The organism is Streptomyces alboniger, assembly GCF_008704395.1.
Taxonomy (GTDB): domain Bacteria; phylum Actinomycetota; class Actinomycetes; order Streptomycetales; family Streptomycetaceae; genus Streptomyces; species Streptomyces alboniger.
The window spans coordinates 6,730,687-6,745,900 of record NZ_CP023695.1 but is presented as its reverse complement, the minus strand read 5'-3'; the positions used below and the strand labels follow the sequence as shown (position 1 = coordinate 6,745,900).

The following is a 15,214-nucleotide window of genomic DNA, read 5'->3' as shown; positions in this document are numbered from 1 at the left end:
CGTGTACACGGGTGAGTCGTGAGAGGTTGTCCTGCGGCATGCGGCCGCGAATGGGGGCGAGCATGCTGTTTGAAGAGCTGACGGCACTGGCGGCAGAAGGCGGACGAGCAGTGGTCCGGGCCGTGGGAACCGCGTTCTGGCCCGTGACGCAGCGTCGTGCCGGGGAGTTGGTCGGCCGCGGTGACGCCGAGCGCGTGAGGGCGGAGCTCGTGCGGCTCGATCGCACCGCGCAAGCCCTGGTACCCCCGCTATCAGGCGATGCCAGCGCGGAGCGGGCACGGCAGGAAGGGCTGTGGGCCGGACGGTTCGAGGCCCTGCTGGACCGCCTCGAAGCGACCGAACAGTCCGGTGCTGCAGCAGAGTTGCGCGCGCTCCTTGAGCCCCTCACCGCCTCGGTCGGCGACACGGCCATCGACACCGGCAACGCGACGGCCCGCGACGGCGGCAGCGCGATCACTGGAATCCGGAACGCCAGCGGTAGCCATCCCGGCCCGTCGAAGGTCGCGCACACCGGAGACGCGGAGGCCGCTGGACCTGGATCCACCGCCATCACCGGAATCGTCAACGAATAGGCCCGCCCTGCACAGCCAGGCGCCTCGTGCATGGCATTGCACGCACTGGAGGCGTCGAAGATCGACATCGCACTCCGGACCTCATTCCAGAGCCTCGTGAACTGGCAATCAGCAAATTGCGAAACGTGACCGCATACCTCTAAAATATGACCTTTGTAGCAAGATCTTCGGGCTCGCATAGGCGTGTTGGCCGACCACACCGAGGGCGGCGCCGAAGCCGGTGTCGCCAGAGTTCTTTTTACTTCCGGCCTCTGCCTTGCGTGCCAAGAACTGTCCTTGTCGGCTAATAGCCGAGGTCCGTCGAGCCTTGGGAGTGTTCGCGGATCTCCTCGGCGAGGACCATCGCCATACGTTGTCCTCGTGCGACAACCCTACCGGCGCCTGTCTTTCGGTGCGTGATTTGGCGCAGGCAGTGGCGCTGTTGGAGCGGGCGCGGCGGGACAGCGAGCGGGTGCGGATAAGGACCATCCGGTCACAGCGGACGTCCGCATCAAACGCGCCGCAGTCGCCGATCGCAACGGACAACGAGTTCAATCATGGCCGGGCGGTCGCAGCACCCCCCGACTCGCCGATACTTCCCTCCCACTGCAGCAGTGCTTGAACTTCCGCCCCCGCCGCATCATGCATGGACACGGCGCATTCCTGCGTGGCCGCACCACCGCGAACGGCACGGCCGCGCCAACAGCCTGCCCGAGGAGGATGGCGCGCTCGAGGTACGTGGGGTCGTCCGCCACCATGCCCGGAAGGTTTCGGCCGACGATGACGATTAGCGAGCCATGATGGGCCCGCTCATACCAGTGAGGTAAGAAGTTGAGCGGCAGCCCCGGCAGGAGATCGTAGTGGGGGCTACTGAGAGTGATTTTGTTGTCGACCAGGCGGGCCTGAAGGTTCCTGCCCGGGACGGGCGGCAGGTCGCGGAGGTCGAGGGGCTTGCCGCCGTTGTTGGTGTACAGGGTGCGCAGGTTGGTGAAGCCCGACTCCAGGAAGAGCCGGAGGATGACGTCCTCGATGCGGCGGCTGCCCTGGATCGCTTCCCAGCCACCGTGGCAGTCGAGGACGATACCCGCTCGGTTGCCACCAAAGAGGATGCATTCGGCGTCGAAGCGATCCGGGGAGCGCTTGGGGGCCGGGCCGGTGAGTTCGATCACCTCGGAGAGGTGGCAACCGGTGTGAGTGAGCCGGAGCATCGGGTGGTTGACGTCCGGGTGGCGGAGGTAGAGGAGTTCGGCTTCGCCGGACTCGTCGATGATCAGGTTGCACATAGCGCAGTACTGCCTGGAGGTGGCGAACTGGAGCGTGAGCGACTCCAGATCGAATGCGCTCAGCGCCTGTTGCACTGTGTCGGAAATCCGCACGCTGCGCAGCCGGGGCAGGCCGGGAGACGGCACCACGGCATTGCCGCGATCGTCCCGGAGGGTACGGGCACGGAGTGATTCGAGGACGCGCTGGTCGACCGGGCCGCCGCCCACGAGCTCGTGGTGGAGTGCGCCCAGGTAGGCCAGGGCCTCGCCGGCCTCCGGCCAGTTGCCGAGGTCCTGGTGGAGTGTGAATGCTTGCTGGGCTAGGGAACGTGCGGCCTCCGATATCTTGAGAGCCTTCTCGGCGCGGGCCAGGTTGAACAGGCAAGTGGCGCGCAGCGGGCCATCGCCGAGCCCTTCGCTGATCTGCAAGGCCGTGCGGAAGGACGCAGCCGCGGCGGGGTGATCGCCTGCCTTGGCGTGGCAGGAGCCGAGGTTGGTGTGCAGGGATGCAAGCACGGTGTCCATGCCAAGCTTTTCGGCGAGCGGGATGTTGTTTGTCATCAGGGCGGCGGCTTCGTCCCGATTGCCGGTATGCAGCATGCAGGTCGCGGCCTGCGCGCGGGCGGTGAGGAGGACATGGAGATCTTTGTGCTCGGCGGCGGCTCGCGCGGTCTGTTCGTACTGGTCGGCGGCTTCCGCCCACCGCCCGGCCCGTGCATGGATGTTGCCCAGTGCCATCCGGCAGTGCAGGACGCCGTCGACGTCGTTGTGCCGCTCGCAGTCGTCGAGTGCCCTGGTGATCGCGGACAGGGCTTCGGTGTGCAGGCCGCGTCGCGAGTGGAGGACGGCCAAGGCGCGCGTCGCCCGGGCCCGAGTGCGGGGGGAGGCGACGTCGCTGAAGTCGGAGACTACGGACTGCAGCATGCGGGCGCCGTCCTGCCACTGCCCCTCGACGACTAGGGCTTCGCCCAGGGCCGCCCGCACCTGGGCGAGTGCCTGACTCTCGTCAGTGGCGGCGAGAGACTGCTCCGCTTCGGTCAGCAGGCTGACGGCGTCTCCGATCCTCCCCCGGTGCCAGAGCAACTGGGCACGCTTCCGCAGGACATCTGCCTGAAGAACTGGGCTGCCGGACTCTTGGGCCATGTCCGACGCGACCTCGAACTGGGCCTCCGCCGTGTCGTGGTGCCCGATGCCGCCGCTGTATGACGCGAGATAGGTCAGGGAGCGTGCCGCATGCTGATGGTCGCCGATCCCGATGGCGAGCTCGGCGCACTGCGCGAGGTAGGTCGCGGCCGGGTCGAGGTCAGCGCGGTGCGCGGCATCCTCACCGAGCCGGAACAATGCCCGGACCTGGCCCTGCAAGTCACCCGTCTCCCGATGGATGGACAGAGCGGCCTCGAGGGGCTCGGCCGGAGCCGATTCCGGCCGGGCGCCGGCCGGGACCGCTGCGAGGTCCATCAGCGCCCGCGCCTCCCACTCCCGGCTGCCGATGACCCGTGCCCGTTTGATGTCCCGGACGGCCTCCTCCGCCGCTTCCGCCACTCGGCCCGTGCTGCGCAGCAGTGTGCCGATCGACCGGGTGGCGAGCATCTCGCCGAAGCCTCTGTTCCGGCTCAGGTCCCGGCTGTTGCGCAGGTAGTTTTCAGCCCGGCGGGTCTGTCCGACCGCCAGGTACGCCTGGCCCAAGTGCGCCAGGGCGAGCGCGAGTACCTGATGATGCCCGACGGTCCGCCAGTAGTGCAGTCCGCTTCGCAGGTAATCGATGGCGTCGCGGGGCCGGCCCAGGTTGATCAGCAGCGTCCCCAGACCGAGCTGCGCCATGAACAGATACTCGGCATCATCGACCGCGCGCGCCGTTTCGGCACAACGGTTATACAGATCTACCGCATCCTGGCTCTCACCGAGGTGCCCGGCAACCACAGCCCGGTTGTACAGCGCGGTGGCCGTCCAGTTGGTGTGTTCGGCTAGCTCCCCGGCCTCCTGTACGCACCGGTAGACGCGGTCCAGATCCTCCCAGTGACTGGCAACCCGCAGGTGTTCGGTGAGCGCGAAGGCGAGAAGCAGCAGGTGTTCCCATGCCTCGTACTGCCGGGCCGTCTCGACGAGCGCAACCGCGCCAGAACGGTCCGCGTCCAGCGACCGCAGCGCTTCGGCACTGCTCTCGGCAGGCACGGTCGCCTCCTCGTCCAGGAAACCGATCGCATCGGTAGACGACCGCACGCGGACGGCTGTGATGAGACAGGCGTGACGGACGACATCCACCCGTTGCGTCCCCGACCACGGCGCGGACGTCAGCCGGGCGAAGCGGTGCTGAATTTCGTGCATCACAAACCGGTCGTCGTCGAGCTGCTCAATGAGACTGAGTTCGACCAGCGAGTCGAGGAGCGCAGCCGTGTCCGTGAGGTTGCCGTCGTCGACCTCGTCCAGCGGTGGCGGTGCGATGCTCGCTGCGACGACATCGACGGTAAACGACATGTGCGGCAGTACGCCGAGCGCGGAGAAGACCTGTGCCTGGTCACGTTCGAGCGCGTCGAAGCTCTGCTGGAACACAGGCTGCAACGCGGTCTGGCCAGCAACGAGGGCCTTGACGCTCCGATCGGGGTTGGTGATCTCGGACAGGTAGCGGTCGGCGTTCACGCGGGGCCGACGGGCCAGGTGCGCCGAGGCGATGTGCAGGGCAAGCGGGTGACCAGCGCACGCCGCGCACAGCGCAGTCGTCTGCTCGCCGGTCAGCCTGCTGGGGCCGGCGACCGACCGTACGAGTTCCTCGCTGGGCGCGGTCGGGAGCGGACCAAGGTCGATGAGGCGGACCAGGCCGCTGAGCCCGCTGAGCTTTACGCGGCTGGTCCCCACCAGCGCGAACGGGCCATCGACGGAGAGGACCTCAAGGAGCGCCTCCTCCGAGACGATGTCGTCGACGAGCAACAAGACGCGCTTCCTGGCAAGCGTCGTCCGTAGCAGCGCCAGCTGCTGGTCACGGCGGTCCGGCAGGGGAGGCTCTGGTGGGAAGAGCGCATGGAGGATGGACGACACGAGATCCGTGGGGCCGGTCGACAGTGCGAGATTGATGTGGAACTGGCCGTCCGGGTACCACTCCGCGGCCAGCCTGGACATGCGCAGGGCGACGTCGCTCTTCCCGATGCCAGGAGCCCCGGTCACCACGACCACCGCCCGGCCGCCGCCGTCCGCGCGTCGGAGCACGTCGAGGCCGGCGGAGATCTCCGCCTCGCGCCCGAACAGGCGCGGGCGCCGTTCGCCGGGCAGGACGGATTCCTGCACCAAGCGGGACTGTAGGGACGGCAGCGTCACACGGACGTTGCCTGCCACATACCCAGTGATTGCCACCCCACCGTGCGAGGCGAACGCCGCCCCCGTCGCCCTGACCGAGACGGAGCCGGGCGCGCTGCCCGCCGTCGCCGCACTGACTCCGGTGATCGCGGTGCTGCCGTCCGTCGCGCGGGCGTCGCCGCTGTCCCGCACCTCGGCGCCCGGCCGTGCGTCGCCAGACCCGTTCTCGTCCTCCATCAACCCGCTCCCCGAGACTAGCTGTAGTCGATCCCGGTACCGGCACTGCTGCCGGACCCGCCAGCCGTCGCGTCACCGGTCCGATCCACCCGCGCCGATCCCGTGCCCGCCCCACCGGGCCTGCGGATCCCGGTGTGCGCCGACCCACCACCGGACGCCCTCGCCTGGCCGGTATCCGTGGCCGAGTCCCCCTGCCGGGGCTGCAACCACGCCCACACCAGCGCTGCGACCCCGGTGCCGACCTGCGACGACGCCCCGACCAGCTCACCGGTCCCCGGGCCGCTCAGCAACCACACCATCGGTGTCGCCACGATGCAGGCCACCCCGATCACGATCAGCACGATCTTCCACGGCCGTGTCACTCCGTCCGCCTTCCCCCCTGGCCAGCCTTTCCGCAGGTATAGCAAGGACGTTCATCCCGTTGCCACTAGTTCCGGCGGACCGGGTTGTCCGCGGTCGTACCTCGAACGATCCGTGCGACATGAACGACGCCCCGCCGGAGCAAGCCGACGGGGGTCCTCACATGTCACACAGCCCCTATGAGCGGGGGTCTGGCTGTAGCTGTTTGACCAGGTGGAAGACCTCCCGGGCCGCGTAGCGTTTGAGGCATCGGACAATTTCGCGCCGGGTCTTGCCCTCCTTGATGCGGCGCTCGTAGTAGTCCTGGGTGCGCGGGTCGACCCGCAGACAGGTGAACACGATGCGATGCAGCGTGGCATTGGCCTGACGGTAGCCGCCGCGGTTGAGGCGACGGACCTGCCGCCTCGAGGAACGCTCGGCTGGACTGACCCCGCACAAAGCGGCGAACGACGCCTCGCTGTCCAACCGTTCCGGTTGTCCCCCACCGTGATCAGCAAAGTAGCCGCCATGTCCGGGGCGATCCCCACCACATCGAGCAGCTGCGAGGCATGGCATTCCACCAGCCGGGCCAGACGAACATCCACCTCTCGGACCTGCTCGGAAAGCTGTCCGATCCGGGAGGCCAGCAGCCCCAGCGTGATCCAGGTGGCCTGCAGCACCGACTCCTCACCGACGTCCGCACGACGGCTCGCCTCGGCGAACCGCGCACAGGTACGGAAGGGTTCGGCATTGCCCAGGCCGGACAGCTCTTCCCGCAAAGCGGGATCAGCGATGACGAGGACGGCCTTGAGCTGGTTCGCCTGGGTGCGGGCTATAACCGCCGACGCCTTCGTGAGCTTGTACATTCTCGCGATCTGCACCGGCCCGTCGCCCGATTCGGCCCGTGCGCAGGCCCGTCCGCTCAGTACGGCGCGCTCCGCGTTCTGTGCATCGAGCGGATCTGTTTTGCCGCGCCGACGGCAATCCGCCCGGTCCATCCAGTTCACATCAAACACGTCCACCCCTGGGCCAGCAGATAGCGGGTCAGGGATGCCCCGTAGGGGCCGGTCCCCTCCGCCCCGGCCCGCCTCACAGCTCCCGACCTCCTGGCCCACCTCAACAGAGCTCGGTACCCGGCCGCGGTGACCGACTCCTCGGCGGCCAGCACCGCCCCCGTCAAGGAGAGCTGGCGCCTCCCGCTGATCCCGGCGTACCCGTGAACTGGGTGATGATGTCGGCAGCCATGTAACGGAGCCCCTTGTTGCGGTTCACCCCTCGCACGAGGTGCCGCATCGTTCAGGTTGGCCGTACTGACGGCCGTCCTGCTACCGGTCAGATGACGTCGGCCTGCCCCTGATGCGGCTGTTCCAACTGTTGTTCCCGCTTGCGCTGCTCTATCCGAAGTAGCTCTACGTTCTCCGCGAACCTCTCCAGGTTTACCGCCGCGTCCGCATCCGCGTATGGCTCAATGCCCAGATCAAAGGCCGTAGCGTGGTGCTCTACCTGGTCCGCGGTCTGCTGAAGGTTGTACGCCCGCTCACGGAATTTGAAATATCCCGTCACCGCGGTGGCGAACGCCAGGAACGACCCCAGCACGATCAGGATCGTCTTACCCGGCTGCGGGGTCTCCCAGAAAGCCGTAGTCGCCGTGGTCCCCACTGACGCGAAGAACACCCCCCACTGGAACCAGTTGTGGATACGCCGGTAGAACCGTGTATCTCGCCGCAACCGATCTATCACCCGCGGTATGTGCTCTCGGTAGCCGTCCCGCCGCTCCCTCGTCGGGCGCGTCTTTGAGGCGTTGAGGATCCACCGGTCATGGATGATCTCCAGTTCTCTGCGGAGCAGGAACACCGATCTGACACCGTGTTTCTCGTCCTTCACCCGCAGAAGGAAGCCGACCAGCAACACCACCACCAGGACCAGCATCACCGCGATGGTCACGATGTTGAACGTGCGCCGGTCCGGCACGTCATCCGGCCACAGGTTTCCCCACCCGACCACTGCCAGAACCAGCGGCATCACCACAAGCGACACCAGCCGGAGCCACTGCGACAGAAGCGCCCTGCGAATACGGCGCTCCGCCGTCGCGACATCCCGCCGGTAGGTGATAACACTGTTCGCGTACTCGTGCTGTTGAGCGGGCTCTAGGCTCCATCCGTACTCTTGTCTTGGGTCATTCAGGGATTCAATGACCTCTTCAACGAGGCCGCCCCAAGTGGAACCCGATTCCGCGGTGAAAAGACTCTCAAGTCGTACGTGCCGTTTATATCGGTCAGGTGCCCCATACCTTCGATGGAAGACATATGCATCGTCGCTGGCGTATCTAACCTGTCGGGCTATTTGGACATATGTGGCCCACTTGAGTTCTTCCCTACCGGTCTTCCATGCGGCGGAGAGGATCGCGTCTACGCCCTCCCAGGTCAATACGAAGTCCTCGGGGAGGGGGGTGAGTATGTCGGCCTCGGACAGCCGCTGGCCTTCGTATGCGAGGTGGCGCAGGACATCACCCACCCACGGTTCGTAACTGTCGGCGGTCTCGGGTTCATATTCGCGCGGCACGTCGGTAAGGCCAGACATCGCGGGTGGCTCCCGGTCAAGGGTGGTGGCGTGTGGTCGACGGCACGCTACCGCCGCCCTGCCTTCCACAAGCAGATAACCCTCTTGCCTGGGGGTGGAGTTGACCACACCCGCCGAGCCACCTCCCGCACCAAAAGGAACGATCCGCATAGCGGTGGCGGAAGGCGTCCAACTCGATCGCCTCCATGGGCAGCAGCAGCGGCTCCTCGGAGTCCGCGCTGCCCAGCACCGCCGTCTGGATCCGCCGTTTGTCGCCCTCCACCCCCAGCCCCCCGTTCGACCGGCTAACTCATCCTGGCACCAGGCCAATTCACCAGCTAGATCACGCGCAGCATTCACCACCTTTCGAAGATCACCGACTGACCCTTGATACGGGCAGGTAGCCCGCCCAGACGATCGACGGCCCGGTTATCGACGGGCGTCGTCGCTGCGGTCGCCCTGTTGGCCGTGTGGCTGGCGCCACGCGCTTTCGGGCGCCAGCCACGCACTGAACTCCTGGGGAGGGGCGCCCCTCCCCACTACCTGCAGGTTGCACGCAGCTACGGGGGGGTGCCCAGCTCGTGGTGGTGCACGCCGGCGTACACGGACACGGTGCCGTCGTCGCGTATCTCTCCCCAGGGACGGTCCGGGAGTGCGATGTCCAGGGTGCTGCTGGAGCAGCCCGCACAGCAGTCGAAGTGATCCTGCCACGCCGTCACATCCACTTCGGTGCAAGGGTTGCGCATCGTGTGGATGTCGTGGCCGTTGCAGTCGTTGTCCGGGCACGGTGCGCCGTGGCCGCAGTTGGTGATGCTGCACGGGCAGGGACGGTCGCACTCGGCCGGCTCCCAGTCCTGCGTGCTCACCGCTCGTTCGCGGGGTGATCTCCGGTGCTCATTCAGAGCCGCCAGGACGTCCTGCCGGGTCGCCCCAGTCGCTTGCTGCAAAGCGTCCGCGAGCGCGACCATGTTGCCGAGGTCGGGATTAGTGCCCGAAAGCCATACGCTCGGCTCGCCAGACGGATCGGCTTCGATGCGGTACAGACTCGCGAAGTACGAACGCGTCCCTGTGTCGTATCCCCAGTCACTGTCTCGCTGCCAGCCACGAAGAGGTAGAGCGAGGGTGAAGTCCTCTACGATTCGCTGCCCTTCGGGCACATAGAGCGCAGTTATCCTGTGCCAGCGGCAATGAGCCAGTTCGCCGTGGACGACGGCGGTGCAGACGTCGCCGATTGCCGGGTTGCCTCGGCAGCGCCGCTTGAGACGATGGGCACGGCAATACGTCTGCGTCACCTCGATGAGCTGGTCGCACTGCCGTCCGCCCTCATCGCTGGGTGCCATGCAGCGCTGACGGTGTGAGGCGGTGGGATGGCGATTGGTCAGCGTGCCGTCGGCCCGTTGCTGTTCGATCTCGCGGTGGATCCGGGCCACGCTCTCCTTGCGCGCCGCGCCCTGCAGCGGGTAGACGGTGCCTTTCGTCGTCAACAGATTCGTGAACATGTCCGAGGTGAGTGGTGGCTCCAGCAGCAGCCGCAGCGCGTCCTCGCCGACCGGGAACTCCAGCGCTTCGCCCGACCGCAGGACACTACGCAGGCGTCGGCTGGTGACCAGCTCGAGCCACAGCTCCAGCATCAGTTCGCAGTCATCGGAAACAGGCTGGAAGTGCCAGCGCTCTTCCGCGTCATGGATGGTGCGGATTCCACGGTGGGCCTCGGTCCGGGATGCCGTCTTCGCCCGTTCCCGCAGTCCTTGGGCGCGCGCCAAGGTAGTGAGGCCCAGGCGCGCCGTGCGCGACGCGGCGCCGACGGCCACGCGACGGGCGGCATACAGCGTGTCCACCGTCTTCGCGGCCAGTGCGCCAACATCCAGCATGTCACCGTAGGTCCGCAAACAGCGGTAGTCGCCGTCGAAGAGGTTGTGTCCGATGATCAGGTCGACGTCCGCAGCCGCGGCACGCAGGTCGGACAGATTCCGATCCCGGAACGTGTGAAACGCCGTCTGCTGCCAAAACTCCTGTCCCGGCACATCGGCGGCGTCCTGTCGTTCCATCACCAGAAACCCGACGACGTCGATATCCCAATGTTCAGGCAGGTTTCGGCCCGCAACCCGCGCGTAGTCCACATCCAGCACCCCCACGATGCGGGGCGATCCTGCGGGCAGCCGTCCCGCAGGGGTGCGATAGTCGGGCACGCGACCATAGCGGTCGGCCTCCACGATGCTCGGATCCGGCGCCACGATCGGGGTCCACGCCTCCAGTACCTCCGCTGGGACATGGGCGGCGTCGCGTCCTCCGCGCGTTGACACTGAATGTGCCACGCAGAAGGCATACCCCCGTCGCCGTAGATCCAACGCGTCTGGGTCATAGGCGGGTTGACTCTCGGAGAACACCCACACGTAGACCGGAACGTCCAGGTCGGACCGTAGGTACCACCCCGCCTGGAGCGGCGCCCGCGGGGAATCGACCTGCGGGACGAAATCGGAAGAATATCCCTCGGGAGGCTGTGCCGTGAGCTCCGTGATCGGCTGGCCGGACTCCCGCGCCGCGTCGATCAACGCCTGGAAAGCCCACCCGCGTGACGGCACCCGCGGCCCACCGAGCGTGATCTCAGAAGGCAGTTCCTCGCGCGGGGGAACCTCGCCGGTGCTTCGGGGCCGCAACGGCGGCTTCTTCTTCCTCTTCTTCGGCATGCACCGGACAGTAGCCACCCCCACTGACACGGCCGTGCCCTAAGACGCCACTCCAGTTGGCGTGATCTTGCGGCAGTTTGGGGTGATGACTGCTGCCCCTGTCGATCGGCATCTCCGCCGCCAACCTCCACGACAGCCAGGCCCTCATTCCCCTGGTCCGCGGCACCCCGCCCATCCGCTCCCGTCGCGGCCCACGGCGCAGGCACCCCGGGAAGCTGCACGGTGACACGGGCTATGGCTACCGCCACCTGCGCCGATGGGTCGCTTCCCGCAGTATCCGGCATCGCCTCGCCCGCACAGGCATCGAGTCATCTCGGCACCTGGGCCGACATCGCTGGGTCGTAGAACGGACCATGTCCTGGCTGTCCGGCTGCCGACGCCTGCACCGCCGCTACGAACGCAAGCCGGAACACTTCCTCGCCTTCACCGCCATCGCCGCAACCCTCACATGCCACCGCAGACTGACCAAGCGAAATGCCGTCTAAGCCACTTCCTCATATTCGGCGAGCACCTCGACCTCCGTGACGTGCTTGATCAGCCCGCCCAGACACAGCTCACTGGCAGCGGTCCGCTGCCGGGCCTGCTCGACGGTCGAGTACATACGTGTAGACCATGGGCACGCCCGTCGCGGCCTGCTCGATACGCGGGCAGAAGCCGATACCCGCCTTGGCGTACTGGTCGACCTTCACAATGCGATCGATGGTCTGGCCGCCGCGGATGCAGCCGAGTTCGTCGGCGCCGTACTCCATCAGGCGGCAGAAGGATTGCTCCGGAGCCCCATGGGCCGCTGGCCCCAGTGCTTACCGCCGTAGGCGCATTCCGTCTCACGACACTGACAGTGCACCGAAATTGCCTTGTGACACCGGGAGTTGAAACAGTTTCTCAACCAACCTTCTTGCCGACCTCACGGTAGAGATGTTGCCCCTGTCCGGGGAAATCGCCGACGGGCCGCGCGGCGATGACGAACGGGCGGCCGGCGTCGTCCAGCGTGTAGTGGGTGACCTTTCCGGAGCGGCTCTTGAGGGTCACTTCGATGGTGAAGCGGTACTCGATGTCGGCGGGGCCTGTCGCGGAGACGCCGAAGAAGAATGCGTCCGTGGCCGGGCCGCGGGCGGATTCCTGGTAGTACGTCACGGGTTCTCCGGTGAAGACCGGCAGATCGGAGGAAGCGGAGGGATCGGAGTCGCCCTGGGCGGCCCGGTCGATCAGGACGGTTGCTCCTTCCCTCGACGTGTTCATCTGCAGGTTCCAGTCGTCGGGATAACAGCCGTAGCCCATCGGCTCGGCGTCGAGGCGTCTCGGCCTCTCCACGTGGAGCGAGATATCCGTGACGGTTTCGGCTTCCATGTCCGGGGACTTGTCGGCGAACAGCACGGCGTACGTGGCGTGGGCTGCCGGACGGGCATCGGCGGCCATGAGGGAACGTTCCAGGCGTTCACAGACGGCCCCCGGGACGTCCAGGTCGGCGGTGATCCGCGCGAGGCCACGAACCTTCCGGTTCGTCACCGCCCACATTTCCTGATCGCTGCCGGAGAACAGTCGTGTCCCGCTCACAGAGAGACCGTTCGTGGCGCGGGCGTCAGCGCCTGCGCCGCCGTCGCCGCGCGCGAGGGCGAGGTCCGGCGCTCCGTATCGCTGCGCGTCGTCGTCGGCGGGCGTCCCGATCCTGGCCACGGGAGAGGCGATGGTGAAGGGCCGCCCGGCGTCGTCGATCCGTACGGTACGTACCGCGCCGCCCTCCAGCACCTCCAATTGGATCCACCACTCGCAGGAGCAGCCCAGGGTCCGGGCGTCCACGATTCCCCCGGTGGTACCGCCCGGACGCACGTAGCGGCTCAGCCGCACGTCCCGTGGGGCGTCGAGGCTCAACTCCCCCCATTCGTCCAGGTTCTGGTCGACCGTCCGGTCGACGGCCCCCACGCACTCCACGTCCTTCCCCTGAGGCGTGGGGACGGCCCGTCCCTTGACGATGCGCAGTGAACGCACCACTACGGGGGAGTCGTCGGGCGCGGACAAGGTGAACGCCGCGCTGGCCGTGCCCCGCGGGACGGCGGACCGGGCGGTGGCCCAGCCGTACAGGGCAGCGCAGCGCCCTGTGCCGAGCGCCCGCGCGGGTACGGCAGTGCTCGAGGGGACGGTGTCGGACCACGTGCTGGACCACGCGTTCCCCATGATCGCCTTGCCTGCCGCCTTGCTGCGCGCCCTCGTGGTGCGGGACTGGGCGGAAGGGGCGATGGCGGAGGGGGCGACGGAATCCGGCGCGGGGTTCCGGGACGTCGTGTCGCGCGAGTCCTGCGTCGCCAGGACGGTCACCGCTCCCGCCAGCAGGGCGGTGGTGAGAAGGAATGCGAGCAGAAAGGTCCGACGGGTCGTCATCGGTTCTTCTCCCAGCCGGTGGCCGCGTTGTCGCAGTGGTATTTTGCCCGGACGTCGCCCTCGGCTGGGGCCAGCACGAAGGGCTTGCCGGATTGGTCGACGACGATGCGGCCCTTGTTCGTGCCTTGCTGGTAGTCGACGTCGAGCACGTAGGACGCGGTGGTCTCGCCGGCCACGACCAGGATGTCGAAGATCGCGGGCTCGTCCTGCTTCGCCAACTGCACCTGCTGCGTCGGGTACTGGCCGACGAGGGCCTTCCCGTCGTACTCCTGGGCGGCTCTGGTTGGGCTGCCGAGGTCGATGCGTACGCGCGTGATGTCGATCCCGCCCTGCGGTCCGCCGCAGGAGAGCAACGAGCCTTCCGACACCGGCTCTTCGGCGGTGACGCGGGCCCGTACGCCGGTGATGGAGACGGGCACCTTCGTGAAGTTCATCAGGGTCAGCCGGATCCGCACCATGCCGGCGTAGACCCCGCCGCCTTCGACCAGCCCGTCGAGGGCCGCGTCGCCGTCCGGGTAGTTCCGTTCCAGCTTCTCGGTGTCGACGGGGCCCTTCAGCCTGACCGCCTTGTAGTCCCGGGTCAGATCCCACCAGACCTCCGACTCGGCGTGCGCCCCCCTGCCGACGGGCACCGGCGAACGGCTGCTGCTCCAGACGTCGAAGTACGTCGTGACGAAACCGGCGAGCACAGTGCTCAGGACGATGCCGAGCGCGGCGGCGAAGACCGTTTTCACGCGGCTCCGGGTGGTGGGAGCCGGTTCATCGGGGGCGGGGGCGGGGGCGGAGGTGGTACTGGTGGCTGAGCTGTTGCCGCTGGAGGAGGGTTCGTCGGTGGGTGCAGCCGGAGGTGTGGGATCGGTCGGAGGTGTGGGAGCAGCGGGATCAGTCGTTGCCGCGGGATCAGGATCAGTCGACGGGGCGCGGGCGGGAGCGGTGGCCGTGGGCTCAGTGGTCGTCGGCTCGGTGTCCGGGGTGCTGTCGGGCGCCGGTAAGTCACCCGGGCTCACGGCTTCTCTGTCAGGGATGGCAGGCACACGGTTCTCCGTCCGCGATCACGGGAAGATCGAGCCGTACGGTGTGGAGTTCCCTGATTTTGACACGCGCACGGCAGCGCTACGAGGGGTTTTATCCTCCAGGTCGTCGATCTCTCGCGCCGCGGCGTCGGCGTCATGGGGGCCTGTCCGGTGCGGACCTGTCGCCGAGGTCACCCGGAAAACAAACAACCCCCGGACCGAAGGGCCAGGGGGCTCAAAGTGGAGCGGGTGACGAAAATCGAACTCGCGCTCTCAGCCTGGGAAGCGATGGCACTTGGGCGGGCTCCATGGATTTGGCCAGCACACAGATCCCTGGACCTTGGGTGGTCGTGTGGGCCGGGTTGCGCCGCTCGCGAACCTCCATGACAGTCAGGCCCTGATCCCGCTGGTCCGCAGCATCTCGCCCATCCGATCCCGCCGCGGTCCACGACGTCGGCGGCCCGGCAAGCTGCACGGCGACAAGGGTTACGACTACCACTACCTGCGGCGGTGGCTTGCTTCCCCCGGTATCCGGCACCGCCTCGCCCGCAGTGGCATGGAGTCATCCCGGCATCTGGGCCGACATCGCTGGGTCGTGGAGCGGACCATGTCCTGGCTGTCCGGTTGCCGCCGCCTTCACCGCCGCTACGAGCGAAAGCCAGAGCACTTCCTCGCCTTCACCACAACTCTCATATACCACCGCAGACTGACCAACTGAAATGGTCTTAGACACTTTGGCCAGAGAAACTATGAGTCAGACCGCACGACCCGGAACAGCACCCGCCCATCCTTCCCACCCCACACGGCACTTCGACCCCTGTGTTCAATCTCGATCGGCAGTGGGGGCTATTCGACAGTCGACGCCCAGCACCGACAGCACCTGCGCGAACAAGAACAGTGGC

General features: G+C 67.2%; 9 protein-coding genes and 3 pseudogenes. 4 read left to right on the top strand and 8 right to left on the bottom strand.

Going from position 1 to position 15,214, the window contains the following annotated elements; all coding sequences use genetic code 11:
• Positions 1 to 62: 62 nt before the first annotated feature.
• A complete protein-coding gene (locus CP975_RS29630; RefSeq protein WP_246201676.1) occupies positions 63 to 572 on the top strand; it encodes a hypothetical protein in 510 nt (169 codons plus the stop codon).
• Between the two features lie 530 nt (positions 573 to 1,102).
• Here the strand turns inward: CP975_RS29630 and CP975_RS29625 are convergent.
• The 3 genes from CP975_RS29625 to CP975_RS36025 all read right to left on the bottom strand — a co-directional run bounded on the left by CP975_RS29625 (position 1,103) and on the right by CP975_RS36025 (position 6,163).
• Positions 1,103 to 5,338 carry a tetratricopeptide repeat protein gene (locus CP975_RS29625; protein ID WP_055530134.1) on the bottom strand — a complete coding sequence of 1,412 codons (4,236 nt, stop codon included), beginning with the start codon at positions 5,336 to 5,338 and terminating at the stop codon, positions 1,103 to 1,105.
• A 17-nt stretch (positions 5,339 to 5,355) separates the two neighbouring features.
• Entirely contained in the window at positions 5,356 to 5,700 is a 345-nt protein-coding gene (locus CP975_RS29620; protein ID WP_070321187.1) for a hypothetical protein, read from the bottom strand.
• Positions 5,701 to 5,875: 175 nt separating this feature from the next.
• Positions 5,876 to 6,163, bottom strand: a complete 288-nt coding sequence (locus tag CP975_RS36025; protein WP_246201675.1) for a transposase — start codon at positions 6,161 to 6,163, stop codon at positions 5,876 to 5,878.
• Positions 6,164 to 6,246: 83 nt separating this feature from the next.
• Between CP975_RS36025 and CP975_RS36020 the strand changes: the two genes are divergently transcribed.
• Positions 6,247 to 6,717, top strand: coding sequence for a hypothetical protein (locus tag CP975_RS36020; RefSeq protein ID WP_246201674.1), 471 nt, complete (start codon positions 6,247 to 6,249; stop codon positions 6,715 to 6,717).
• A gap of 292 nt (positions 6,718 to 7,009) precedes the next feature.
• On the opposite strand, the gene CP975_RS29610 is transcribed toward CP975_RS36020, so the two are convergent.
• Together CP975_RS29610 and CP975_RS29605 are read right to left on the bottom strand one after the other, a co-directional pair.
• Positions 7,010 to 8,257 carry an SLATT domain-containing protein gene (locus CP975_RS29610; RefSeq protein ID WP_055530130.1) on the bottom strand — a complete coding sequence of 416 codons (1,248 nt, stop codon included), beginning with the start codon at positions 8,255 to 8,257 and terminating at the stop codon, positions 7,010 to 7,012.
• Positions 8,258 to 8,796: 539 nt separating this feature from the next.
• Positions 8,797 to 10,923 (bottom strand): hypothetical protein, encoded by a 2,127-nt coding sequence (locus tag CP975_RS29605; protein WP_150477547.1) that lies wholly within the window; start codon positions 10,921 to 10,923, stop codon positions 8,797 to 8,799.
• A 92-nt stretch (positions 10,924 to 11,015) separates the two neighbouring features.
• Here CP975_RS29605 and CP975_RS29600 point away from each other — a divergent pair.
• Positions 11,016 to 11,408: pseudogene (locus CP975_RS29600) on the top strand (transposase); the annotation flags it as partial.
• 105 nt (positions 11,409 to 11,513) lie between these two features.
• Here the strand turns inward: CP975_RS29600 and CP975_RS36015 are convergent.
• The 3 genes and pseudogenes from CP975_RS36015 to CP975_RS29585 form a co-directional block, all read right to left on the bottom strand.
• A pseudogene (locus CP975_RS36015) lies at positions 11,514 to 11,636 on the bottom strand (Uma2 family endonuclease); the annotation flags it as partial.
• A 169-nt stretch (positions 11,637 to 11,805) separates the two neighbouring features.
• A complete protein-coding gene (locus CP975_RS29590) occupies positions 11,806 to 13,299 on the bottom strand; it encodes a hypothetical protein (protein WP_055530119.1) in 1,494 nt (497 codons plus the stop codon).
• The gene (locus tag CP975_RS29585) at positions 13,296 to 14,033 is read right to left on the bottom strand and encodes a hypothetical protein (RefSeq protein WP_167532751.1); all 738 of its coding nucleotides are present in this window, start codon (positions 14,031 to 14,033) and stop codon (positions 13,296 to 13,298) included. The genes CP975_RS29590 and CP975_RS29585 overlap by 4 nt, the downstream gene beginning before the upstream one ends.
• A 652-nt stretch (positions 14,034 to 14,685) precedes the next feature.
• On the opposite strand from CP975_RS29585, the pseudogene CP975_RS29575 reads away from it, so the two are divergent.
• A pseudogene (locus tag CP975_RS29575) lies at positions 14,686 to 15,030 on the top strand (transposase); the annotation flags it as partial.
• Between the last annotated feature and the right edge of the window lie 184 nt (positions 15,031 to 15,214).